This is a genomic window from Kitasatospora sp. MBT63, assembly GCF_000710465.2.
Taxonomy (GTDB): Bacteria; Actinomycetota; Actinomycetes; order Streptomycetales; family Streptomycetaceae; genus Kitasatospora.
The window spans coordinates 16,300-40,748 of the sequence record NZ_JAIZ01000139.1 but is presented as its reverse complement, the minus strand read 5'-3'; the positions used below and the strand labels follow the sequence as shown (position 1 = coordinate 40,748).

At 70.8% G+C, this 24,449-nt stretch carries 23 protein-coding genes; 22 read left to right on the top strand and 1 reads right to left on the bottom strand.

The genetic code is table 11. The features are described 5' to 3' along the window. Nucleotides 1–13 precede the first annotated feature (13 nt). The 14 genes from AA75_RS09470 to AA75_RS09405 all read left to right on the top strand — a co-directional run bounded on the left by AA75_RS09470 (nt 14) and on the right by AA75_RS09405 (nt 16,174). The gene (locus AA75_RS09470; RefSeq protein ID WP_051812050.1) at nt 14–2,446 is read left to right on the top strand and encodes an ATP/GTP-binding protein; all 2,433 of its coding nucleotides are present in this window, start codon (nt 14–16) and stop codon (nt 2,444–2,446) included. Beyond that, nucleotides 2,443–3,414: a replication-relaxation family protein gene (locus AA75_RS09465; protein ID WP_233288972.1), complete on the top strand. Its 972-nt coding sequence runs from the start codon at nt 2,443–2,445 to the stop codon at nt 3,412–3,414. The genes AA75_RS09470 and AA75_RS09465 overlap by 4 nt, the downstream gene beginning before the upstream one ends. Continuing rightward, the gene (locus AA75_RS09460; protein ID WP_063794316.1) at nt 3,411–4,730 is read left to right on the top strand and encodes a hypothetical protein; all 1,320 of its coding nucleotides are present in this window, start codon (nt 3,411–3,413) and stop codon (nt 4,728–4,730) included. The genes AA75_RS09465 and AA75_RS09460 overlap by 4 nt, the downstream gene beginning before the upstream one ends. Then, nucleotides 4,727–5,836, top strand: a complete 1,110-nt coding sequence (locus AA75_RS09455; RefSeq protein ID WP_033819396.1) for a DUF4417 domain-containing protein — start codon at nt 4,727–4,729, stop codon at nt 5,834–5,836. Before AA75_RS09460 ends, AA75_RS09455 begins: the two co-directional genes overlap by 4 nt. A 102-nt stretch (nt 5,837–5,938) precedes the next feature. Beyond that, nucleotides 5,939–6,325, top strand: coding sequence for a hypothetical protein (locus AA75_RS09450; RefSeq protein ID WP_033819395.1), 387 nt, complete (start codon nt 5,939–5,941; stop codon nt 6,323–6,325). After that, a complete protein-coding gene (locus AA75_RS09445) occupies nt 6,325–8,979 on the top strand; it encodes a hypothetical protein (protein WP_035980345.1) in 2,655 nt (884 codons plus the stop codon). The genes AA75_RS09450 and AA75_RS09445 overlap by 1 nt, the downstream gene beginning before the upstream one ends. A gap of 8 nt (nt 8,980–8,987) precedes the next feature. Next, complete coding sequence (locus tag AA75_RS09440) at nt 8,988–11,267, top strand: hypothetical protein (protein ID WP_033819394.1); 2,280 nt, start codon at nt 8,988–8,990, stop codon at nt 11,265–11,267. A gap of 23 nt (nt 11,268–11,290) precedes the next feature. Beyond that, on the top strand, nt 11,291–11,797 hold the full coding sequence (locus AA75_RS09435) for a hypothetical protein (RefSeq protein WP_033819393.1): 507 nt from the start codon (nt 11,291–11,293) through the stop codon (nt 11,795–11,797). Nucleotides 11,798–11,887: 90 nt separating this feature from the next. Continuing rightward, nucleotides 11,888–12,313, top strand: coding sequence for a hypothetical protein (locus tag AA75_RS09430; RefSeq protein WP_033819392.1), 426 nt, complete (start codon nt 11,888–11,890; stop codon nt 12,311–12,313). Between the two features lie 248 nt (nt 12,314–12,561). Beyond that, entirely contained in the window at nt 12,562–13,095 is a 534-nt protein-coding gene (locus AA75_RS09425) for a hypothetical protein (protein ID WP_051812049.1), read from the top strand. After that, the gene (locus AA75_RS09420; protein WP_063794315.1) at nt 13,079–13,825 is read left to right on the top strand and encodes a hypothetical protein; all 747 of its coding nucleotides are present in this window, start codon (nt 13,079–13,081) and stop codon (nt 13,823–13,825) included. The genes AA75_RS09425 and AA75_RS09420 overlap by 17 nt, the downstream gene beginning before the upstream one ends. A gap of 109 nt (nt 13,826–13,934) precedes the next feature. Next, nucleotides 13,935–14,585, top strand: coding sequence for a hypothetical protein (locus tag AA75_RS09415; protein ID WP_033819391.1), 651 nt, complete (start codon nt 13,935–13,937; stop codon nt 14,583–14,585). Between the two features lie 336 nt (nt 14,586–14,921). Next, complete coding sequence (locus AA75_RS09410) at nt 14,922–15,377, top strand: hypothetical protein (protein ID WP_033819390.1); 456 nt, start codon at nt 14,922–14,924, stop codon at nt 15,375–15,377. Then, nucleotides 15,374–16,174: a hypothetical protein gene (locus tag AA75_RS09405; RefSeq protein ID WP_033819389.1), complete on the top strand. Its 801-nt coding sequence runs from the start codon at nt 15,374–15,376 to the stop codon at nt 16,172–16,174. Before AA75_RS09410 ends, AA75_RS09405 begins: the two co-directional genes overlap by 4 nt. A 79-nt stretch (nt 16,175–16,253) precedes the next feature. Here the strand turns inward: AA75_RS09405 and AA75_RS45380 are convergent, their stop codons facing one another. Then, nucleotides 16,254–17,852: an ADP-ribosylglycohydrolase family protein gene (locus AA75_RS45380; protein ID WP_082526372.1), complete on the bottom strand. Its 1,599-nt coding sequence runs from the start codon at nt 17,850–17,852 to the stop codon at nt 16,254–16,256. A 289-nt stretch (nt 17,853–18,141) separates the two neighbouring features. On the opposite strand from AA75_RS45380, the gene AA75_RS09395 reads away from it, so the two are divergent. The 8 genes from AA75_RS09395 to AA75_RS09365 all read left to right on the top strand — a co-directional run bounded on the left by AA75_RS09395 (nt 18,142) and on the right by AA75_RS09365 (nt 24,349). Next, the gene (locus AA75_RS09395; RefSeq protein ID WP_233288971.1) at nt 18,142–18,441 is read left to right on the top strand and encodes a DUF3263 domain-containing protein; all 300 of its coding nucleotides are present in this window, start codon (nt 18,142–18,144) and stop codon (nt 18,439–18,441) included. 45 nt (nt 18,442–18,486) lie between these two features. Then, nucleotides 18,487–19,506, top strand: a complete 1,020-nt coding sequence (locus tag AA75_RS09390) for a hypothetical protein (RefSeq protein ID WP_033819388.1) — start codon at nt 18,487–18,489, stop codon at nt 19,504–19,506. Between the two features lie 127 nt (nt 19,507–19,633). Next, nucleotides 19,634–19,831, top strand: a complete 198-nt coding sequence (locus AA75_RS50830; protein WP_033819387.1) for a hypothetical protein — start codon at nt 19,634–19,636, stop codon at nt 19,829–19,831. 78 nt (nt 19,832–19,909) lie between these two features. Next, the gene (locus AA75_RS09385; protein ID WP_033819386.1) at nt 19,910–20,224 is read left to right on the top strand and encodes a hypothetical protein; all 315 of its coding nucleotides are present in this window, start codon (nt 19,910–19,912) and stop codon (nt 20,222–20,224) included. Nucleotides 20,225–20,339: 115 nt separating this feature from the next. Then, nucleotides 20,340–21,767: a hypothetical protein gene (locus AA75_RS09380; protein ID WP_033819385.1), complete on the top strand. Its 1,428-nt coding sequence runs from the start codon at nt 20,340–20,342 to the stop codon at nt 21,765–21,767. 193 nt (nt 21,768–21,960) lie between these two features. Next, nucleotides 21,961–22,710, top strand: a complete 750-nt coding sequence (locus AA75_RS47215; protein ID WP_149038037.1) for a hypothetical protein — start codon at nt 21,961–21,963, stop codon at nt 22,708–22,710. A 210-nt stretch (nt 22,711–22,920) separates the two neighbouring features. Beyond that, nucleotides 22,921–23,385: an ATP-binding protein gene (locus AA75_RS09370; RefSeq protein ID WP_033819383.1), complete on the top strand. Its 465-nt coding sequence runs from the start codon at nt 22,921–22,923 to the stop codon at nt 23,383–23,385. 49 nt (nt 23,386–23,434) lie between these two features. Beyond that, nucleotides 23,435–24,349: a type I restriction-modification system subunit M gene (locus tag AA75_RS09365; protein ID WP_051812048.1), complete on the top strand. Its 915-nt coding sequence runs from the start codon at nt 23,435–23,437 to the stop codon at nt 24,347–24,349. Nucleotides 24,350–24,449 lie beyond the last annotated feature (100 nt).

The window sequence follows — 24,449 nt, the reverse complement described above, 5'->3', positions numbered from 1 at the left end:
CACGGAGTCCGAGATGACCTCGCCGACCCAGGCCCCGATTTCGTTGTCGAAGACGCCGTCCGACGACGACTCGCAGCACGCTGCAGCGGAGGATCACGAGCCCGCTGCGGAGCCCCAGCTGTACATCGCCCGCGAGGAGCTCACCCTCGCCCTTCCGGACTACCTGGCGCTGCGCGACGTCCCCTTGCAGCCGGACCCGCTGACCGCGCTCGCTGGTGCCTTCGGCGGGATCCGGCCGGACCTGGGTGAGCAGGCAGAAGTCAGCCTCGACCTGGTCCCGCTGTCGCCCCGCTCCGTCAACCGCAAGCGCCAGCGTCTCCTCAAGACCGCCCACCGGCGCCCGCTCGGCGCGGGCCCCATGGTGGCCGGCATGCCACACGAGCAGGGCGCCGCGGGGCTGGGGCTCGACCTGTCCACGGTCTTCGCCGAGGCAGCGGCCGAGATGCGGGGCCAGGCCGCGGGTGGGCGCGGCCCGTCGGCGCCTCGCTTCCGGACCGCAGCTCAAGCCGGCGACCAGAAGACCTCCATGGGCAAGTTCGCGCCTGCCAACCCCGACGTGGTCTTCGCCCTGCAGTTGCTGATACGCGCCCAGTCCGCCGACGCCACCCGGCCGCGGCTGATGCTGGAGCAGATCCGTGCCGCCCTGGAGATCTGGGCCGGTCACAACCACTTCCGGCCCGTCGGTGCCAACCTCGGAATCACGAGGCTGTCCGCCGACGGCCTGCTGTACCGGGCCTCCTTCGACCGACGCTTCGGGAGCGGCCTGTTCGAGCCGCGGGGGCGGTACAACCTCGTCACGAGCACCGAGATCGCGGGCCTGGTCAAGCCCCCGACGCGGCACAACAGCGCCCCAAACATCGCCCGCGCCGGCGGCGCGGCACCGCCCGCACCCCCCGAGCTGCCCGAATTCACCGGTCAGGACGGCGTCTTCCCGCTCGGCTACGTCGCCAAGCCGGGCGGTGGCTGGCGCCTGGTCGGCCTGCCGCTCGAGTTCCTCCTCTTCGGCCTGTTCCTCGGCAAGAGCGGTTACGGCAAGACCGAGATGGCCCTGGTGCAGGCGATCGCCTTGGCCCACCAGGGCCATGGGATCCTGTTCTTGGATCCGCATGGGGATGGCTGGCAGCGGGCGCGGCCCTACCTCGCGCACGCTTCGATCGCGGACCGGCTGTGGGAGATCGACCTGACCTCACCGAGCCTGTCCTCGATGGTCGGCTCCTGGAACCCGCTGTCGATGGAGCGCCGCAGCCGCGACGAGATCTCCGACATCGTCGGCGCGATCGTCACCGGCATCGGCTCCGCGCTGAGCTGGGGCGACACTGCCAGCCGGGCCAAGACCATCCTGACCCGGGCGGTCGAGTCGCTCGCGCACATCTCCTACTACGTCACCCACGAGCTCAAGCAGCCCGAGTTGGCTCCGACACTGTTCCAGATCCGCACCATCTTGACCGACGAGGACTTCCGCGACGCGGCCCTCCCGCACCTTCCGCCCACCGTGCAGGAGTTCTGGCTCAAGGTCTTTCCGAAGTACCCGCCGGACGCGATGCCGGTCGTCACGAACATCATCGAGCGGCTCGACTCCTCCACCGCGGTCAAGGCGTTCCTCGGTTCGAGCCGCAGCACCTACGACATCCGCCACGCCATGGACAACGGCAAGGTGGTCTTCGTCTGCCCCAGCGGCACCGGAGACACCGACAAGATCATCAGCTGCCTGCTGCTGTTCGACCTCTTCCGCGCCGGCCTGTCCCGCAAGGCGATCCCGGCGAACGAGCGCCTGGACTTCTTCGCCTTCATCGACGAACTCACCGCTGTCGACGGGGCCTCCAAGGGCACCCTGGCCGCGATCACCGAGCAACTCCGGAAGTACCGCGTGAAGATGCTCGCGATGACCCAGATGGCACAGCGGTTGACCACGACGACCCGCCAGGGACTGCTGCAGAACCTCTCGATCCTCTCCACCGCAGCCTCGGGGATCGACGAGGCGGCGATGACCGTCCGGCAGTGGGGTAGCGCGCTGACTGCGGACGCCATTCTGCGGCTGCCCCGCTACCAGTACTACATGTCGGTCGCCCTGGACGGGCAGGCCACCGCCCCCTTCCATGTCCGCGGGGCCAATGTCGAGGAGCTCTACAAGGACTACTGCAACCCCGCAGGCCTGCCCGCCCTCGACGAGGCCGTCAACGACAACCTCCACCGCCGACCGGTCCACAAGATCCTCTCGGACCTTGAGCAGCTCAACGGCAAGCTCACAGAGCTCCTGCTCTCCTCGCCGGAGAACAAGGCCCGGAAGGCGAAGCCGAAGACCGATCCCGAAGCCCCGGCTTCCCCGGAGGCCACCCACGCGGAGAAGCCGCGCGTCCACGGGGGCGCCGGTACCGCCGTCGGGCAGCCGGCCCCGGAGAAGTTCGATCTGTGGGAGGGCATGGATGTGAGGGATGAGGCCCCGTGACGATCACCACCGAACTGCAGGCGGCCCCTCCGATGAGTCTGCCCGCCGTCGCCCAGGACGCCATGCGGGTGCTCTACCAGCACCGCATGATGTCGACCCCCCAGCTGCACCGGCTGCTCACCCCCAACACAGCCCGCCCGGTCTACCTGCTGAAGCAGCTGAACCGGCTGCGGGAGCTCGGCGTGGCCGACCGGGTCCGCGTCCAGGGGCCCGAACTGACCCGCATGCCCTACATGTGGTTCCTGACGGACGTCGGGGCCGACCAGGTGGAGCTCGACCACGAGCTGATGCACCGCCCCTACCGGGTGACCGAAGGCGGCGCGATGGGTACCCGCCAGGCCCACACCCTGGCGGTCAACGACGTCGGCCTAGCTTTCGTCGAGCATGCCCGCCGGCTCGCTCACGAGTGCGGGCCCCTCGACTGGACCCCGGAGGTAGCCGGCCGGATCCGGGACGGCCAGCGCCGCTTCGAGGACGACCACGTCATCTCCGACGCGGTGGTGAACTACGTCCACATCCATCCGAACGGCCGCCGCACGCCCCTGCAGGCGTTCATCGAGCTCGACCGCGCGACGATGACTGTGACCCGGCTCGCCGCCAAGCTCGCCGCCTACGGGCGGATGTACGACTACATCCCGCAGGAGCCCGACCGTCCCCGGGCGCAGCCCGGCGCACGGCCGGCCTGGCGCTACCAGTACCCGACCTTCCCTCAGATTCTGGTCGTGCTCACCGGCGCCAGCCCCCGGGCGCTCGCCGGCCGGGCCAGGGACCTGGCCCTTCTCGCCGGCTCCAACCCGCGTCTGATGCGTCACCGCGAGACCCTCGCCATCGGCGTGACCACCCTGGCCCATCTCCAGAAGCGCGGACCGCTCGAGCCGATCTTCACCCCACTGCTCCGTGACTTCGGCCCGACCGACCTGTACCTGCGGCCCCCGGCCGACGAGGACGACCACGGAGTCGACGAATGAGCACACCGCCGACCGCGCCGAGCGCCGACAGCATGATCCACCTCGCGGAGATCCTCCAGCACCACCCCAAGCTCCGCCAGCGCCGGTTCGAACTTCTGCCCCTGCGCGGCCCCGGCGCAGCGTTCACCGAGCCTCAGGGCCGGGCACCGGGCGAGGCCACGCCCCCGGCAGAGCTGGCTGACCTGATCTCCACGATCTCGGTCATGGGCCAGCTCGGACCAGTGATGGCAGAGGAGATCACCACCCCGGGCGGAGCGCCCAGCATCCGCCTCGTCACCGGTGAGCGCCGCTACCGGGCGATGCGTTGGGGCGCCGTCAACCGCCCCGACAACCCACACTTCGCCTCGCTGGCGGCGATCATCTGCCCCGGGCCGCTGAGCGAGGAAGAACGGCACATGTGGCGCTTCACAGAGAACTTCGCCCGGGAGAACCTGAAGCCGGGCGAGCAGGCAGCTGCGCTGATGTACCACCGGTGCGCGGTCCTGGTGGGCCGGCTGCTGCGCGCCGGCAAGCCGGTCCCGGCCGAGGTGTACGGCATCACCGACAGCGTCGACCGGTTCAACGCCCTGGAGAGAATCCGCGGCAACGACCCGTCGTGCGCGGCGCCGTGGCCTGACGTCCTGACCCGCCTCGGCCTGCAGCTGAGCGAACGCAAGGCCACCGAGTTGGTCAGAGCATTCCGTGAGCTCCCTCGGGAGCTCACGCTCGAGATGGACGAGCAGGCCGTCCGCCTCCACACCCGAATCCGCTTCGCGGAGCTGCTCCGCGGACGCGAGGACGCCGCCGCCGGCATCTGGGCCGCCCTCAAGGGCACCAAGCGGCTCGACCTGCTGCCGACCGCGATCAAGGTCGGTCTCGAGGCCCGGCAACTGGACACCGAGGAGATCCTCGAGGTCGCCCAGGAGCGCCAAGACGCCGCCAACGCCTCCCGCCGGACCAAGCTGTCCCGGGTCCCCGACCTGCCAACGGGCGATCCGTCCGGCGCCGATGTTCCCGAGACGTCCGCATCTGTCGTCTCCTCCGCCGAGTCGACGGGTCACGACCCACGGCCGGATGCGCCTGACGACGCCCCCGACGAGCCGGCCGACAGTTCGCCGGAGGCAGGAACGCCGGACAGCACCACGGGCGATCCCCGGCAGGTGGCCGCTCCCACCGTCCGTCGGGCCCTCGACGGCCTGCGGGAGCTCTTGGCCGAGCTGCGTACCGGCAGCGCCCTCGGCCGCTACGACGAAGGCTCCCTACGCCTGGCGATCCGCGAGATCCAGCCCTTCCTCACATCCTCTGCCACCATCTTCGAAGGCGAGAAAGCCGCATGACCCGCATCTCCCTCCCCACCCCGAAGGTCGGCGTTCCACTGCCCGGCCGCGGCTGCGACTGCCGCACCTGCGCTTTCTGGGCCGGCCCCGACGGCCGCAGCGGCGGACCGGCCACCGTGGAGCCGCTGTGCAGCGGTTCCAACTCCGACTGCTCCTACTGCGGGTGCGCCGCCTCGGAGGCCGGCTCTCCCACCAACGCGTGCAGCAGCTGCCCTATCCGCTGTGGTTCCCGCACCGACATCAGCGCCTGGATGCGGGACGTCGGCGGGACTCTCACCTTCGACGACGTCGAGATCGACGGCACGCTTCCGGCCCTGCCGTCCTTCATCCCCATGACCGACGGCAGCGCCGTCACCACCCTGGACGCCAGCCTCCGCTGGCCCGCGTACGGCGTCGGCCTGCGCCGCATCTTCAGCCCCGACACCCACACGGTGTACCCGAGGTTCGCCGGCAAGAACGCGCGCGAGGTCCTCGGGCTGCGCGCAGAGCAGAAGGCGGTGCTCGTCGGCTACGGGGAGGACCCCCTGGTCGAAAAGTTCTGGACCTTGCGGCAGCGCGACCGCCTGGTCGAGGAGATCGCCTCCCAGGGCTGGGACGTCGTCCTGGCCTGCAACTTCAGCATCTACGGGAACTGGCCGCGGGTCGAGCACATGCTGAACATGCGGCGGGCCCTCCTCCTGGCCGCCGAGTTCGCCGAGGCCGGCGTCGTCGCCGTGCCGAACCTCTACTGGTACCGGCTCGAAGACCTCCAGCGCTACACCGCCTGGATCGCCGACGCACCTCCGCCCGCGGTGGCGGTCAACCTCCAGACCGTCCGCGAGAACGTCAACTGGGACAGCTGGGCCCTGCCGGGCCTGTTCTGGCTGGCGGAGAACCTCCCCGAGGACATGCCCGTCATCCTCACGGGCCTCTCCAGGGCCGACCGGATCGCCCAGGTCGTCAGCCTGTTCGGTACGCGCCTGACCTTGGTCAGCCAAAATCCCCACCAGTACGCGCTGCACGGGGCGATCATGACCTCCGACGGGCGCGAGGACATCAAGGCCCGTCCCGCGGACGCCTTCGCCGCCACCGTCCGGTACATGGCCTCGTTGCTCCCATCTCGCTGAGCCGGTGCAGACCGGCGCCCGGCGGCCCGAACTTCTTCCCGGCCTGTGTCACACCGAGCCCGCCCGCGCGGCTTCTAGGTGCAGAACCTGGAAGGAGTCTCGATGCCGGCGAACAACGAATCCACCGCAGCAACCGAGGGGACCCAGAGCTGGGAGCTGTGGGTCCTCCTCGTGTGGCACGGCCCGCTCGGCGCCCCCGTCGACCCGGTGGCCGTCCTTGCGCTCGACCGGGCGCCGGACGCGCCGACGCCGTCCTGCATCGCCTGGGTGCCTCTCACCTACGACGCCGCCACACCATGGCGGGAGCGACTGGACGGCCCCATAACGCCGGAGCAGGTCGAGCGCTGGTCCCGCGAGGACGGCACCTGCGCCGCCGTCGCGGCCGACGTCCCCGGCGAGGCGCTCGACCTGCCCCACGCCGCCGAGATCGTCCTCGACGTCCTCCTCGGCGAGTCGATCCCTGCCCTCACTTCAGCGAGCCGGCGCTGATGGGCACCAACTCCAAGACCAGCCACCAGGCGTACACCGTCGCCCCCGCCGAGCCGGGCGAAGCCCCCGAGGAGCCCACCGGCGCGCAGCAGTCCGAGACTCCCGAGCTTCAGGCAGCCCAGCAGGTCTACGCCGCAGCTGCCGAGCTGGCGCAGCTGATCGGCAACGGCGGCGGCTTCGACGAGAACGGGGACGACGGCGTGCCGCTCATCGACGTGCCTGACGACCCGGTGGAGCAGTTCGAGCAGTTCGCCGAGCAGATCAAGGCGCAGCGCGAGGCGCTGGCGTTGATGAAGGAGGCCGGAGCACCGCAGGAGGTCATCGACGAGACCCTCAAGGCGATCAAGGCACAGTCGCTCGAGTACCTGTCCAAGCTCACCCCCGAGGAGTTGCAGGCGATCGCCGCTGCTCAGGGCTTCGAGCATCCGGCCTTGGTCGGCATGTCCGGCAAGAGCCAGCACCCGCTCGTGCACTGGCTGGACCCGGCCTACGACCAGGACATCATCTCCAAGGCGAAGATCCAGGCGGCCGCTACGAAGCGGTACGCCCAACTGGTCGCCGGCGAGACGGTCGGTGGGCTGACGCTCGCCGACCTGCACGCGCTGGAAGGCACCCCAGCGCCGGCGGCGCCCGGACCGCCCGGTCCGTGGACGGCGTCGCCGGCCGAGGTGAACGCCGCTGTCAATTCTTGGTCGGCCGCGGCCAAGGCGTACGCAGCGGCCAAGGGCGGCCCCGGGCAGGCGCAGGCCCTGGCCGAGCTCGTTGCGGCGGAGAACAAGGTCGCCACAGCCGAGTCACCCGAGATGGGCGCGACTCTGGCACAGCTGCAGGCGACGGCCAAGTTGACGACCGACCAGGCGCTGTCCGGCGGCGGTCTCGACACGTACATGGTCGCGCCGGCGGTCAAGGCGGCCGTCGAGTCGGGGCAGTTGACCAAGGACGAGGCGAACCACCTCAAGGCCGCCGAGCTCCTGGCCCTGGTGCGGTCGAGCACCCCGGAGGCTGAGCGGGCGCTGCTGAGCGAGCGCGCCCAGGAGCGAAAGGGTCAGCTGGCGGCCCTCGACCAGGCGCTCGACGGTCACACCTGGGCCAAGCCGGACCAGTCCTCCCACCTGGCCCTGCCCGCGCTGGCTCACGACGGACTGGCCGCCCAGGACAAGGTCGCCAGCTGGGTCGCGAACGCCGGCGAGCTCCACGGCCTCCAGCAGTCGGCGCAGGGCTGGATCCATGAGGTCATCCCTCACCCCAACGACTTGAGCATGACCAATCCCGGTCTGCTGGCCTCCCACCAGGTGGATCCGAAGGAGCTGAAGAAGGAGCTCTCCGCCTGGGCCAAGCAGCAGCCGCTCGGGCAGCTGCGCCAAGTCGCGGACAAGCTCGGCATGCCCGCATCGCTCATGGCATCCCGGGCCACAGTGCAGGCGTACCTGGCGGCCCACATGGACCCCTCGCTCGACAAGGCTGCGGTGCTGGAGACGGCCCAGGCGGCGCACCAGGCGAAGAAGGAGGCCAAGCTCGCCGCGGTCCTGGCGAGCCCGGCCGTGCCACCGGCACCTCCGCCCCCGCCGGCACCGGCGGTCGCCGGCCCGCAGCCGAAGCCCGCCACTGCTGGTGAACCGGCACCGGGCGCAGCCCCTGCGGCAGCCGCCGCGGTGCCGGCAACGCCCAAGGCGTCCAAGGTGCCCAAGGTGCAGCCTCCGGCGGGCTCGTTCGCGGCCAAGCACCAGGCTCTGGTGGCCGCGCTGCAGCAGGCCCAGGCCACGAAGTCCGACGTGCCCGCGCGGGTCGATGCGGCGCAGATCCAGGCCACGGACTTCGGCCCCGGCAAGACCGCGCACATCGGCGGGACGCACCCGAAGACCCTGCACACCGCGCCCGACGGCAGCCAGTGGATGTTCAAGCACTACACCTCCGCGTCGGCTGCCCGCGCCAGCGCCGAGGCTGCGGCGTCCCACATCTCCCACCTGGGCGGCGTGGCCACGGTGCCGGTCTACGAGAAGGAGATCGGCGGCAAGAAGGGCTGCATCCAGCCGATGGTCAGCGGCGCAAGCCAGCTCAGCGCGAGCCCGAAGTCGTGGAGCCAGACCGAGGTCGACAGCGTGGTCCGCAACCACGTCGTCGCGTGGGCGGTCGGCGATCATGACGGGCACGCCGCGAACATGCTGCGCACCGCGTCCGGGGGGATGTCGCCCATCGACCGCGGCCAGGCGTTCAAGTACTTCGGAACGGACGAGCTCAAGGTCGGGTGGACCCCGGATGGCCTCCCCGCCGGCAGCCAGTACATGCCGGTGCACCAGAAGGCGTACCTGGCGTCGCAGAGCGGCGGCCTTGCTCCGGGAGTGAAGATCAACCCGGCGGTCGCCCACCCGGTGATCAAGCAGATCGAGTCGATCCCGGACGCACAGTGGCGAGCGGTGCTCCACACCACAGCGCATGAGGGCGCAGCGGCCAAGGTCCGTTGGGAGCCCCACATGCGCAAGCGTGCTGCCAAGGCGCTGGGAGTCAAGCCTGCCGAGGTGACGACCGCTCAGGTGGCCGAGGCGTTCCTCGACTACTCGTGCGAGCGCAAGAACGGGCTCCGCACCGCCTTCGCGGACTTCTACACCGAGCAGATGAAGCTGCCCTCCGGGGCCGCTCTGAAGTATGGGAACTGAGAGGACGCATGGGAACGAACTCGAAGACGAGCCACCAGCCGTACGCCGTGGCGCCGACCGCCACCGAGGTGGCGGAGCTGCCCGCCCCGGCCGGCGCCGTCGGCCCGCCACCGACCGGTACGGCGGCGGAGTTGCTCGACATGAGCGCCCTGGGTGGCCCCGTGCTTCCTCCCGACCTGCAGCATCTGGTCCAGGAGAAGCTCACCTCGGTGCTGGAACAGGCAGCGCCGCCTGCCGAGATCGGTCCGGCTCCGGCGAAGGGCGAGGCGGCGGGCGGTGAACTGGGCGGCGGCGCGGCCGGCGCTGACGCAGAGGAGGAGGAGCCGGAGGAGGACGGCCCGGCCGCGGAGCAGCACGTCGAGCTGCAGTCCGAGGGTGCGGCCATACCGGAGGCCGAGCTCGCGTTCGAACTGGACAGCGCCGAGGCTGACGCAGAGGAGGAGGACGAGCCGGAGGAGGAGGCGCTGTGGACTGTACCGGTGACCCCGCCGGTAGGAGTTGCCGCCGGGGTGCCCGCGCTCATCAGCGGTCATGACCTGGTGGACTCGACCGCGACCCTCATCTCGTACAACACGGGCTCCGACGAGCCACGCGAAGTGCTGCTCGCGCACCTGAGCGAGGACGCGGAGGGCAAGCTTCTGGACGCGCTCGACGCCGGGGAGCCGAAGCTGGTGCCGATCCAGGTGGAGAAGGAGGTGACAGGCCGCCTGGGTATGGATGAGCAGCACAAGCTCGCCGAGCTCGTGGGCCTTGCCGCCAAGGGCGTCAACGGGAAGCTGAAGCACGGAGAGGAGATGACCACGAAGACGCTCTCCCAGTACCAGGCTGCCCAGAAGGCTGTCGGCGCGGTGCTGGACAACCCTGCTCTGACCGACGACGAGAAGACCATGGCGCAGTACTACGCCGGCCACCTCGCGACGATCGGCGAGCGGATGGAGAACCCGAAGGCCCTGCCCTACCTGGAGGGCGGCAAGATCCCGATGGTGACGCCGTACCTGCACACCGGCATGGCCACCGTCACCGAGTACGTGCCGGCGCCGCCCGAGGAGGGGGAGGACGACGGCCTCCTGAAGGCCACCAAGCGGAGTGCGAGCCGGATCAAGGCGACGATCGACAAGAGCACGGGTACGACCTCGTGGGACGGCGAGACCCGGTCGAAGGCCAACGGCATCGAGTATGCGATCGACCTCGGTGACGGCTACCGCGCGGTGTACCGGCCGTACGCCGGCAACGACCCGGCGACCACGGAGTACTCCATGCGCGGTCAGCTGGAGATCCACGCCCCGGCGGGGGCCGGCCACGGCCAGGACCTTGTAGGCCGGCTGGAGCAGCTGCACCTGAACAACCGGGCCATGAAGGCGCCCGAGGGCGAGCTGACGTACCTGCACGCCAACATCACCGCGCAGGGCCTGGCGAAGAACACCGGAGTGCAGCAGGCCCTCGAGACCGCGCACGCGCTGGAGGACCTGCAGGTACAGGAGCTCTTCCACGAGCGGGCCCACGAGGCGATCGGGCTGGACGCCACCGAGCTGGGCGCCTTCGCGAAGCGGATCCAGCTGGAGGCCGCGCACAAGGTCCTCCCGAAGAAGGTGACCGTGCTACGCGATGCCGTCGCCAAGGCGACGGGTTTCGCCGACGGCGCCGCCCTCGCGGCCAGCTCCGGGTACGACCCCACCCCGTCGCGTTCCGCAGGGTGGTCGTCGTGGAACCGGTTCGACGTGACCGGTGCCCCCGAGCAGTTCGACGCGGCGTGGAAGGGCAAGAGCCTCATCCACAACATCGGCAAGGGCAGCCTCGTCGACGTTTTCGCGACCGGGGTTCTCGCGTCCACCGAGCGTCGTGCGGTGATGGGCATAGGCGGCGGGCTCGGCATGAGCGAGGGCGCGGACAAGAAGACCGGCGGCGCCAACTACGCCTTCGTTCGCGTCGCGGACACCAGCTCGGCAGGCAAGGCCGGCCGCCTCATCTGGGACAACCCCCGCACCCTGATGCAGCGCGCGGACTACTACGCCTACGACGGAGACCACTTCGGCGCCCTGAACCCGCACGGCGGCCACAGCACCTACGGACAGACCCGCGATCCCTACAAGATCGCCAACTTCACCTCGGGCAGCAACGAGGTGATGCTCCGCAACGGGGCCGACCTCTACTCCGAGCAGGCGCCCACCCGGGCGATCGCGAGTAGCGCCGCGGAGCGCAACGCCGTCCTGGCCCTGTTCGCCTCCCGCGGCATCACCCACCTCAACGGCAAGCCCGTCGAGGACGTCGTCATCTACAACGGCAACTGACCCCTGCACGGAAAGGCAGATCCATGACCTCCACTACTACCCCCGACAGCTGGCAGAGCGCCCTTGCGGACCTCGTGGCCGGCCGGCACAGCGCCAGCGGTGATCACGACGACGCCGGCGCCCAACTCGTCGTGACCGATCCGGACGGCACCGAGGTGTTCCGGGCTCCACTCGCTCGACACCACCGCATCGACTCCGACCAGCCGAACCTCCTGTGGCTGCGGCCCATAGTGGGCGGCAGCCCGAACCCGGACGTGCCCACGCTGTACGACTACAACCTGAACGTGGCACGCCGCAGGGCGCTGGTCTGGGACCGGGTGGAGGTCGGAGCCGACGGCGCTGTGTCCTTCCAACTGGCACCCCTCGGCGACGAGGAGCAGGGGCAGGTCGCACGGGTGGAAGCGGCCGACGGCGAGGAGCTCGAGACGCTCAGTCGCTGGGACGACTTCGTCAGCCGGCTCAGCGCCGACGACGAGGCCGAACTGGACCGGCTGGAGGCGGACTCCTGGGCTGGCACCGCCTACTCCTGAGGATCACCTCTTTCAACGGGACCCTGGGATGATGTGGTGGCCGGCGAACCGCCGGCCACCACATCCGTTCGACAGCAGCAAGGAGGAGAGATGGGAAGTCACCGCGGTCATCCGCTGACCACAGCCCGGACTGAGGCCCTCGTTAGCCCCCTTGCCGCCGACGAGGCGGTCCAGGTCCCGACCGCCAGCTGGCTCCGTGACCGGGCGCGACTGTTCAGCACGGCCGCGAGCGTCAGGTTCCACCTGATCACCCAAGCCGGTCTGTACACCCGGATGACCGGAGAGCAGCTCAGCGCCGGGGACATCGGACGTGCCTACTTCGGCCCGGACGGCGCCCGGCTCCCGGTTCCTCTGGTCTACCTGAACCTGCCGGCGCTCGGCACTCGGCGGGCTGCCGACCAGGCCCTCGCCCACGAGGTCATGCACATCGGCTGGCCCTCCTACGGGCACAAGGCGATCGCTTTCGATCGTGCGCAGCACGTGCTGGACACCGTAGGCAGCCTCAGCGCGGCCTGACCCACCAACAGCACTCAGAGTTGCTCAACGACAATGAATGCTGTAACTTATTTGATGTGAGGGCAACCGGCCCCACCGGAGCCGCACCCGCCGTGCGGCGAGCCCGCCCCGCCGCCTCCCCCCTCCCCGGCGGCGGGGCGGAGCCCCCGCGCCGGGAGCGGAGCCTCCCGAGCCGCCCAGGCCCAGCCGGGCGCCGCTCCAGCGCCGCCGTGCCCCGCCGAACCGATCCAGCGAAAGGCCGCCGCGCCATGGCGACGAAGCCCACCTCGAACAGCCGGAGATCCGGCGCGCGAGGCCCGACGACTGCCGACAGCCGGCCGATCCCCGGGCCCGCGACCCGCGAGGCGAGCGGCACCCCGAACCGCACCGAGGTGCACGCCGCTCGGCCCCACGGCCCGTTCGGGCGGGTCGTGACCGCGGAAATCGTCCCCTCGACCCTCCGCAACAGCCCCATCGACCCCGAGCTTCTCCGCACTTTCCTTCTCGGCCTGGTCCCACTGATGATCGCCGAGCAGCAGGGGGCGACCCCGGAGCATCTGGAGGCGGGGCGGGACCGGTGTGTCGAGCTCATCACCAGCTACGGCGACGAGCTCCAGTTCGGGGGAAGCCACCGCGCCGCCTCGCGGACCGCCCTCGCCAAGGCATTCGCTCTTCTCGCGCGCCAGCCGGGCGGCATCACCGCATTCGGCGTGCACGCCTGTACCAGCGTTCACGAATACTGCCCCGGCAATCAGCCGACGCCGGATACACACGCATACAAGGGGAATGATGGCCGCCCGTAAGTTCATGCTGACGCAGAATTCCCAGCTCCGGAGGATCGGGGTCTACAACTTCACGCTTCCCGCCGAGGAGGTCACGCTTCCCGACGGAAGGGAGGTCAACGTCTGTCCCAGCGCTTCCGCTTGCATTTCGCTTTGCTACGCAAGGGCGGGCGCATACCGCTTCTCCAACGTTCTGGCAGCCCACACGCGTACGCTGGAATTCGTCATGGACCACCCCGACGAATGGGAGGCGGCGATGATCGAGGAACTCGCCCACAAGCGCTATTTCGGCAAGAGCGTTCGCTTGCACGATAGTGGAGACTTTTATTCGGCGGACTACTTGAAGCGCTGGCTTCGGATCATGGAGACCGCTCCGGACGTCCTTTTCTACACCTACACGAAGGAGGTGGTCATGTTCCGCAGGCACGTCGAAGGAAAGGCGCCGGCCAATTTCCGCTGGCGCTACAGCCTCGGCGGGAAGCACGACCGGCTCCTGGACCTGGCCCTCGACCCGCACGCGGAGGTCTTCCCCACCGAGGACGCCGTGGCCGCGGCCGGCTACGTCTCGAACACCCCGTCCGACCTCGTGGCCGCGGGCGAGGCGATCCAGGTCGGCATGCCGGCCAACAACATCAAGCATCTCCAGAAGCTGCAGGGCGACCGCACCTTCGGTGAGATCCAGCGCGCGATAGACGCGGAGAAGAGCCTCGTACGCGCCGCCAAGCGGGCCAACCTCGGCCTCACCTCCTGATCCATCCGAATTCGAGTTGCACAGCGACTCAAAGTGCTGTAACTTATTAGATGTGAGCCCGGGGCGACAGCCCCTCACAGAACCCCAGCAAACCCACGAAGGGACCGTCATGTCTGCCACCACCGCCACGATCGAGACCCCCACCGGCCGCGTGCTCAAGGTCGAGATCACCGACGACCAGTTCGGCCGCTCCACCTACGCCACAAGCCTCGTCAAGCGCACCGGCGAGGTCCTGCCGATGGGCTCGGTCGTGATCCACCCGGACCACCGCACGGACCCGAAGCCGGGTCGCGTCTACGTGCAGTTCGGAGAGGGTGACCTGAACGACCGCCACGCCCGGACCAACGTGCCCACCATCGGGGGCGACGGGCCGTACCTGGTCGGCGGCGCGATCCTGAACCCGAACAAGATCACGGACGAGGACGGGCAGTGGTTCCGTTCGCGGGTCGCCTCCCACCCCACGCACTCGCACTCCCACTCGGCCGGTGAGGAGACGGGCGAGCGGGCCGGGGACATCGTCGGCGCGCTGGTCAAGCACTGGCTCGCCCGGCCCGAGCACACGGCGCTGACCACGGCGTACAGCAAGTTCCGCGCCCCGGAGGTGAAGGCCGCACTGCACGCCAAGCTCGCCATCCTCCGCGCCAACATCACCGCGCTGGAGCTGACCGCGTCCGACTACGAGAGCAAGATCGCCTTCCTCGACCTCGTACACCAGGACGAGACCGGCACCGACAGCGAGGCCGAGACCGGCACCGAGTGACCAAGCGGTGGGTGGCGGCCCGCCGCGCCGCCACCCACCGCACCCGCCACGATGCCGGAACGCCCGCTCCCCAGGAGCGGGCGTTCCGGCGTTTGCGCCACTGACGACCTTCTGGCCGAACTTGGACCAGAACGATGCACCTCGTCATACTGCGCTGTATTCTATTTCCTGTGCCGGGCAGCCGGCACAACCCTCCGGTCCACTCGGGCCCGAGTCCCCAGAAGGCCCTTCCAGGGCTCTTGAGCCCGTTGGAGAACTCCCGTGATCCCTGCAGGCGCCGGCCCCCAACCGATGCCTCGGCCGGCCATCAGCCGCAAGTACAGGGTCACGGACAATGTGACCCGCCGGTGGACCACGGACCCGACCTTCCCCGCTCCCGAGCCCGGCACCCGGCGGTACAGGCCCGAGCTGGTCGATGCCTGGGTCCGCGCGAACCACCCAGCGGTCTGGGCCGCCACTCAGACCGACCCCAACCCGCTGGGCCTGCCCGAGGGCGACGACGAGGACCTGCTCACCGCCCAGGAGTTCGGGAGCCTCCTGGAGTTCACCCGCGGGCGTCCGATCCCCCAGATCACCATCCGGAGCTACGAGGCGCGCGGCAAGGTCCCCCGGGCCGACCGCCGCCCCGCCGACGGCAAGTCCCCGACCGTACGGGGACCCCGCTGGTACCGACGGACGGTCTACGCGTACATCCTCGAGCCGCACAAGCTGCCTGCCGGCAGCCGACCCGCGAGCCCTGCGGGACATCCCGACACCACTACTTCCACCCCTGACGCGGAGTCCGCCGAATGAGCATCCAAGCCGGGACCACCACCCGCGCCGGCATCCAGGAGACCTACGAGATCCAGCCCGGCCTGTTGCAGCAATGGATCGCCGACCCCGACTTCCCGGACGCAGTCGGCTCCGAGCGTGCCCCCGAGCAGTCCAGGGGCGCCGCGCAGCTCCTCTACGACGCGGCCGAGGTGGACGCCTACGTCGAGACGCACGACCGTCTGCAGTGGCTTCAGGCCCACCACGGCTCCGACGCCGTTGAGCAGGAGCTCCTGGCGAAGCTGCCCCGCGGCAACCCGGCCGACCTGCTGAACCGCAAGGAGTTCGGCGTGGTCTTCGGCAACTTCACGCGCGGGGAGCCGCTCGGCGACAGCACGATGCGCAGCTACGTCGCCCGCGGCCAAGTTCCGGAGCCGGACCGGCAACCCGACGACGGCAAGGAGCCGCAGGTCTACGAGCCGCACTGGTTCCGCCGCACCATCAACACGTTCCTGCTCAACCGGCCGGGCCGCGGCATGCGCGGCCAAGGCCGGAAGCGCACCGAGAGCGAGCCCGGCAACCCGGCGCTGATCGGTGTCCTGCCGGAGGGCAACCCCGACGACTACCTGACCCTCACGGAGGCCGGCGTCATTGTCGGCAACTTCGCCCGCGGCAAGCCGTATCCCCGCAACACCATGAACAACCTGAAGACCAACGGTCGGATCACGCCCGACCGCACGCCGGGCGACGGCCGGCACCCGGATGTGAAGGAACCCCTCTACCTGCGCAGCACCGTCAACGCGTTGGCCGAGGCCCAGCGCAAGATCGCCCGAGGGTAGAGGGCGGAACGCCAGAGGTGGCGGTGGCCACCCCCGAATCGGGGGTGGCCACCGCCACCTCTGGCGTTCCGGCTGCTCGCTACCAGTTGGTAGGGGACTTCCAGTCCCGCCTCACCATCGGCCGGTGGCCCGGCCACGGCTGCGGCGGGTGCCCGGCGAGGCGGAAGACGGCCTGGTAGAGGTCGGGGTTGTGCGGCAGCCGCCAGTTCCGTCCGAGGGCACGGTGGACGGCCTCCAGCGCCCGCATGGGCCGCCTGCCGCTGCGCAGCGTGCTGTAGCGGGCGGCGACGGCGGCGGTGCGACTGCGTCCGGCGACGCAGTGGACCAGCACCCGCTTGCCCTCGGCGCGAAGGCGCGCGACCTCGCGGGCCGCCTGGTCGAGGACGTAGTCGATGTCGGCGTTCGCATCCGGGAGGTCCACGAGCCACACCTGGACGTGCTCGACGGGGCGGTCGGCCAGGATCGGGTCGGTGCCCACCCGGCAGAGGGACACCACGGCGTCCACCGGTACGCCCTGCGGGGTCTGGGTGAGGGGGAGATTGCCCAGCAGTACCCCGTCGTCGTCCGGGTGCACCACGCGGAAGGCCGGGCCGGACTTGTAGGTGGCGGGGATGCGGGCGACCGACGGCCAGCCGTTGTACTCGTCACGGCCCTGCCGGGCCGTGAGCACCGCCAGGCGCATCAGGTCGGGGCCCGTGAGGCCCGGCCAGCCGTGAACGGCCTGCTGCCAGGGCAGCGGGATCGCGCCGATCCCCCAGCGCGCGCCGAGGAGCATGCCCGCGATGGCGGCGACGGTGTCGGTGTCGTTGCCCGCGTGGACGGCGGCTTCCAGGGCGTAGGTGAAGTGCTGGCTGCGGAAGGAGCCGTGCTCGGGGCGGTGGTCGGGGACGGGGGTGCGGGTGATGGCGGACCAGGCGGCCTGGAGAGCCGACACGACGAACCCGTTCGGGTTGAACCGCCGGGGCGGGTTGTTCTCGGCTTCGTCCAGCCACGCCGCCCACTGCTCGCGGCGATCGGCGGGCAGCAGCGCCAGACCTGCCCGGACACCGTCGAAGCTGCCGTCGAGGACGGCGGTGCGGATGCCGGAGCACCACAGGACGCACGCATCGCCCGCCAGGGGGTCGGCGTGGGTGAGGGAGCTGACGGTACGGGCGGCTTCGGCCATGGCCTCGACGTCGCCGAGATAGGCGAGGGCGACGATGCCGGTGCGCATCAGGCTCCCGTTGCCCGCCGAGCGGCGGTTGCGGCGGGCGTAGGCGGCGGCGGCGTCGCGCATCGCGGCGCCCGGGGTCCCGGCGGCACGGGCGGTCGCGGAGAGGACGGAACTGGTCTGCGCGCCCCGGTCGCTCGCACCGTTGCGGATCCAGTGGAGGAAGTTGCCCGCGATGGCGTCCAGGGCCTCGGGCGCCCGGAGATCCACGCCGGTGGCGGCGACCTTGGCGATGCAGACGTGCATCTGGGTGTCGTCCGAGTACTCGCCGGGAGCGTACGGGCCGAGGCCACCGCCGATCATCGCCGGCCGCTGGTCGAGGCGCAGCGGGGCGCTGCCGAACTCGTACGGCACGCCCAGGGCGTCGCCGACGGCGGCGCCGATCAGGACGCCGGCGGCGCGGGCGGTGGCCACCTCGCCGAGGGAGACGGCGGGGCGGCGGGCCTGGGCACGGGTGGGGTGGGACATGGTGCCTCCGGGTCAGTGGTTGCCGCGCCGAAGCGGGCGGATGGTGTGAGGGGAGCGGAGCGTCGGGGCGGGGCGCTCTGCGGCGCTTCCGCTCACCCCGGGGGCTCGCTGGGCATCATGCTGGCACACTCGACCACTTATCGTCAATGAGACGAATACGAGTTGTCTTATTGAAGTTTGCGCTGTAACTTATTTGAGTCTTCCGATGCGGTCATGCGCCATCCGGAACACGCTCCCCTCTCTCGCAGTACCCGCGCCCCGGCGGGACCGCCAAGGACTGGAGAACCACGTGACCGATTCCAACCAGCTCTCCAGTGAGCGCGCCGGGCCCATCGCGCTTTCCGACCGGGAGCGTGCGGTTCTGGACTTCGAGTCCCGCCACTGGTCCGCCGATCCTCCGATCACGGCCGGCCAGAAGGAAAGCGCGATCCGCCAGGAACTCGGCATCTCGCCGAGTCGCTACTACCAGCTGCTCAACGGCTTGCTCGACACCGAGCGGGCCCTCGCCCATCACCCCGTGATGGTCAACCGCCTCCGGGCCGCGCGTGAGGCCTCCCGCGCCGCCCGCCAGAGCACGTCCGGGTACTGACCCCCGCCGCACCTCGCCCATCCCCAGCCAGAGGAGATCAGAGCCTTGTCCAACCAGTGGCACTCCATCCCGATCCCGGACCTGCTCGCCGCCAGGCCCCGCACCCGCGCCGGCGCCCCTATTCCCGCCAACACGCCCTGGAGGGCTCCCGGGGCGGACGTGCCGATGCAGCTCCGGTTCACGGACGGGCTCGGTCCGCACCTCACCTGCGACTGCGTGCAGGGGGAGGGGGTGCCGTCGTTCGGCGACCAGTGCCCGGTGGCGCAGCGGCGCCAGATCCAGGAGCGGCTGTGCAGCGCGTGCGGCCGCGACCTGGCCCTGGGTGGGGAACCTCCGGTCTTCGTTGCGGGCGTCGGGTCGCCCGTGTTCGTCGAGCCGGCCATGCACGCGCCCTGCGCCGCCTTCGCCCTGTTCGCTTGCCCGGTCCTGAGCTCCACCATCGACCGCCTGGCCGTTACCTCGTTCACCTACTACGCGGCGTACGAGCGCCGGGCGAACTCGCTCAACGAGGCGGGCCAGCCCCAGCATCACGCGTTCGAGCTCGGTGACCCTCTGGCGCGGCTGCTCGGCGGGGTTCTCGACTACTACATCGCGATCCCCGAGGACACCGAACCGATTCTGGCGGCGGACTGGCTGGAGGCCCGGCGGGCAGCTGGACTGCTGGGTGGTGGACCCCGCCGCCGGCCAGTGACGGCGGCCAGCCCGGCGACTCCCGAGCATGGTGACCCGCAGGTGGCGCCGTCGCGGGCCGGCTCACCGCAGCCCGTGCTGGCAGCTGTGGCAGGTTCGGGCCCGGCCGGTGAAGTAGGCGCGGGCCGGGCCGCGGCGGACGATCGGGTCCACCTGACGTTCGACGCCTCCTGGACCAGCGGCGGAGGGGTGGTCTCGCTGTGCGAAGCCACCTTGGAGCGCGCCGTCGATCTGACTGCGGTGCGGGACGGGCGTACAACCACCTGCCCCGTGTGCTTCGGCCGGAGCGCGAAGGTTCCCCCGATCATCCTTCCGGCCGCCGCCCACGACGCGTGGCTGCAGATCATCAGGACGGCGCCCGGGGCGCCCAGCTGACGCCGAACCTCCCCCGCGCACGTGACCGCTGGTGCGGCCACGCTCCTTTAACTCTTGCCCAATGACTCCATGTGCTGTAACTTATTACATGAAGGGGCGAGGTGCCCCGCCGCCAGGGAGGGCATCGGTGAACAAGGAAGTACGCGATCTTGAGCGGGCTCTGACGAAGCAGGGCTTCACTGTCGAGCGGTCCAGCAAGGGCCACCTGATAGTGCGAAAGGCCGGACTGCGGCTTGCCACAATTGCCGGGACACCATCCGACTCGCGTGCCCTGAAGAACGCCATCGCACCTCTGAGGCGCGCCGGGTTCGTCTGGAAGCGCTAGCACTCCGGGACAGCCCGCCGGGAAACCGGCGGGCCCCACCCCCTGCACCATCACCCGTCCGCCCAGGAGGCAACCACCATGACCACGAACGCGCAGCAGGCCGGCACCGGCTGGAGCGCCTTCATCGAGTTCGACGTCACCGACCCCGACGACGAGCTCCACGACACCCTGTTCACGCTGGTGCAGGCCCACCACGGCACACCGACCACCACCGACACCGGCCACCTTGCCCTCGTGCTCAGCGTGGACGCCGTCGGCATCGTCGAGGCGACGTCCCGCGCCGTCGCGCTCGGCACCGAACTCCTGGCGCGGGCCGGCCACCCGGGCAGGACCGTGACGGCGGTGGAGATCGTCACCGACCAGGAGCGCGAGCGCCGCGACACCGCCGGCTGACCGCAGGGCGCCGCGGCGCCGCCCTCCCGATGCCGCGCCGGCCCGAACCCCGCACGCACACCGACACGAAGGGACAACCGTGATCGAGCTCCCCGCACGGCAGGCTCGGGCCTTGATGAGCGAGGCACTGACCGGCACTGCGGACTCCCAGCAGGCTCACCTGTACACCGCGGCCGGCTTCAGGGCGGCCCTCGTCGCCGAGACCTCCGTGGTCACCGGTGCCATGGGGGCGGGCAAGACGTTCTGGAGCACCGCGCTTGCCGACACCGCCTCGCGGCACCTCATCGCCCGCTCCTACCGGCTTCCGCGTCTGACCCGCACCCGCGTGGTCGCCGGCCACACCGCAGGGGGTGAGCGCTCCGGGATCCAGCCGGCCACCGTGGCCGGCCTCATCAGCGCGGGTGTACGCCCGCTCCACCTGTGGACCGCCGTCCTGCTGACGGCCGTCGGAGCCCCCGAGGCCGCCGGCTACCCGACGTGGGCAGAGCGCTGCAACTGGGTCGCCGCCGACCCGGGCGCCCTCCAGCGCTTCGCGACCAGCTGCGCCGAGCAGGACCAGGGCGACGTCCTGGTGCTCTTCGACGGCCTGGAGATGCTGCACACCGACCGCGCCGCGGTCGAGGGACACCTCCGGGCGCTCCTCGAACTCGACGGGGCTCTCGCCGACGCCCCGGCCGGCCGGCAGCACTGCAGCAGGGTGCGCCTCAAGGTGTTCGTCCAGCCGGACGTGCTCGCCGGCCTGGGAACCAGCAGGGAGCCCAGCCGGCGGGCGCCCCGCACCGCCGAGCTGTCGTGGGGCCGTGACCGCTACGCACCCGACCGCTGGGTCGCCCTGTACGGCCTGGCCTTCGAGCTCCTCGGCAACCACCCCGGCGCGTCCGGCTCCGCCTTCCGCGCACTGCACCCGGGGTGGGAGCTCGACCAGGACGGCAAGTTCACCGCCCCCTCCGCCCTGCGCTCCGATCCGGGAGCGCAGCGGACCCTGTTCGACCAGCTCGCCGACCCCCACGTCGACGGAAGCCCCCGCCGCGGGAACCTCTACGACTGGCTCCCCGGCCGCCTCCAGGACGCCGTCGGCCGTGTCTCACCGCGCTCCTTCCTCGCCGCTCTCGCCGCGGCGGCCGAGCAGACCGCCAACACGCTGCCCGGCCACGAGCGAGCCATTCACCACACCGCTGGCCGGGCCGCTGTGATCGCCGGAGCCCGTGTGCGGGCCGACGAACTGGCCCGCACCGCTCCCTGGATCCACGACGCCCTTGCCCCGCTGGAGGGTCTGCAGGTCCCCCTCGTCCCTGACGCGGTGTTCGATCGGTGGCGCCAGACCACCCTTCTCGGGAAGCCGTCGGCACACGGTGCACCGGTCGGCCCGCGCAACGCCGGCGGAGACGCCCTGCTCGACGAACTGGTGGCTGCGGGTGCGATGTATCGCCGGGCCAACGGCCAGATCGACCTGCCCGACGTGCTGCGTCTTTTCCACGGCCTCGGCCGTCGCGGCGGCGTAGCAGTCCGCACTGCGGTGCGGGAGGCAGCCGCCGCTCACTGACGGGCTTGTGGTGGCACGGTTGCGCCAGGCGGTAACCTGCCCTGGGCAACCGTGCCACGCCCGTGCCCCCAGCGCCCACACCGCCGGGGGCCACGAAGACGTCGCAGACTCGCACGCGCAGAAATCCGGATCGACTGATGGCCTTCTCCTCGGCCGCAAGAGTGTGGGCCGCGGCCGGACAAGGAAACGACCAGTGACCGATCCCAAGGACCGTCAGCATCAGCGCGCTGTCCGGCGCTACCAGCGCGAGAACCCTGGAGTCAGCCTGTCCGAGGCGCGCGCCGCTATCGCCACTCGCTCGGGCCCGCAAGCTGATCTCCCTGCACTGATTGTCGACTGCCCCCGCCCGGCCCCTGCCGAGCCGATCGCCGTATACGTGCGGCGCGTCGCCGGTCACCTCGGCTGCGGTGTGCACCGGGCCATGGAGCTCCTGGGCCTTGAGCCGGGCACTTCGGCGTCCGCGAGGCTCTACGAGCTCGCTCGGGGTCTCGACGAACCAGTCATGAACCGGCTGCGTGCAGCCACCGGACTGAGCGGCGAGCTCACCTGGCTGGCGATCGGCGGGCCGCGGCGGACTGCTCTGCCGGACCTGTTCCCTCGGATCCGGCCGGGCGGGCGCGACAAGACCCGCACCACCATCGCTCTGGCGGCGACCTTGAACCAGTACGGCCAGCGGGTCGCTCTCATCGACCTGGACCACCAGCCTCAGGCGGCCTTCTGGGTGCGTGCCGAACCCAGCGGCGGGCTGAGCCCCGACGTCCTCGGTTCCGAGAGCGTCGACCTCCGGCCCGACCTGCTCGCCCTGGACGAGGCCTGCCATCCGGCGCGCGGTGCCGAGGTGGTGCGAGGCAGTGCTGCGCACCGGCTGTCGGAGCTGATGTCCGATCCAGCCGGGCCGCGGCCGCAACACCGACGCCTCCCTCCGGAGTCGGAGCAGCGGTAGACCCGGCGGCGTGGGCCGCCGGACAGCCGGCGGCCTACGACCTGCTGGGAATCATCGCGCAGACCCGGGCCTCGGAATCCTGGATTTGCATTGCCCATTCAAGATTGATGCTGTAACTTATTAGATGCAGATGGCCGCTGGCACTGCTTCCCGGGTCGCACTGCGCCCGGGTGGACCACACCCGCAAGATCCAATTCCTGGGGGTACGCCATGCCCGCACCACGCACCCCGATCACCGCCCGCCCCGAGCCCGGCTGGTTCCTCCTGCCTGAGCCGGCCGGCTTCCGCCTCCACCTTGAGGTGACCGCCCCCGTCCTGGCCCGGGTCCGCGCCACCACCCGCACGCATCTCAGCGGCCACGTCCCCACCGACGCGGTCGAGAGCGTCGAACTGATCCTCACAGAGCTCCTGACGAACGTGCACAACGCGCTCGGCCCGCACGCACCGGCATCGGTCTCCGTCATCCGCGACAAGGACGGGGTCCGCCTGGTCGTCGCGGACCCCGATCCCACCGCCGGCCCGCCGGCACCGCGGCTCCACCGGCCCGGCCCGGCCGACCTCGACGCGGAGCACGGACGCGGCCTGTTCCTCATCGACACGCTCGGTACCCACCGCCGCACCCACTACACCGCAACCGGCAAGCAGGTCCACTGCCGGGTCCCGACCGTGCGCTGACCCACCAGTGCCCACACCCACCAGCCACCGCTCGACGAAGGGTCACCCCATGTACAACTCCCTCCCCAAGCCGGTCATCGGGGGACATCACTACCGCGCCGTCGGCAGCCGCGAGGAAGCCGCCTACGCCATCGCGCAGGCCGCTGTTTCCGCGTGGCACAGCGAGCGCGGCGGTAACCGCATCGAGATCCCCATCGGTGTGGTCGCCAGCCTGGCTGTCCTCCCGTTCAAGGGCGAGCAGGCCCCGCGCTACGCGGACTGGGTCATGGGCCTGGACGCCGAGACCCTCGCCGAGGCCTACCGCAAGACCTGGACCCGGTGGTGGGTGCTGCGCCCCGACCTCGCCACCCGCGCCCGTCCCCTCCACGACTGGCTGCAGGACGACGACGAGGCCGCCCGGTACGCGGACGCTGTCAGGGCAGTCACCCACGCCGTCCTCAAGGCCGGAGTGCTCGACCTCGTGGGCGACGCCGACCCCTACTTCCGCAGCGACACCGACCTCCTCGGCTGGGTCGTCGCCCTGATGCGCTCCAGGGGTGAGCAGCGCGCGCTCGCCGAGTTCCCCACCCCGCCGGACATGGCCGCCCTCATGGCCCGCCTGATCACCGTCGACATGGACGCTGTCGTCCCGGGGCAGTCCTTCCTGGAGCCGACCAGCGGGACCGGCGCGATGGTGCGTCTCATGGCCCAGCGGCTGCGCGAGCACGGTCGCTCCCCCGCCGACTACCGCTGGGTGCTGAACGAGCTCGACCCGCTCGCGGCCGCTGTCGCCGCCGCCAACGCGATTCTCTGGGACCTCGGCCCCAACACCCTCGTCTGGGCCGGTGACACCCTGGTGGAGGGCGACGGCCCCGAGCAGGCCGCCCGGGAGAAGGCGGAACTGGTCGCCCACCGCGACCGGCTCCTCGGCCACGCATCCGCCGTCGCGGCCGTCTGGACCCTCGATGCTGCGATGGCCGGCTGACCGACGGCTCGCAGCACGGCTCACGGTGCCGCCGCCCACCAGGCCAGAGGCGGCGGCACCGTCAGCGCCCATCCCGGCTCTGCCCCGGCACGGGCCCTTC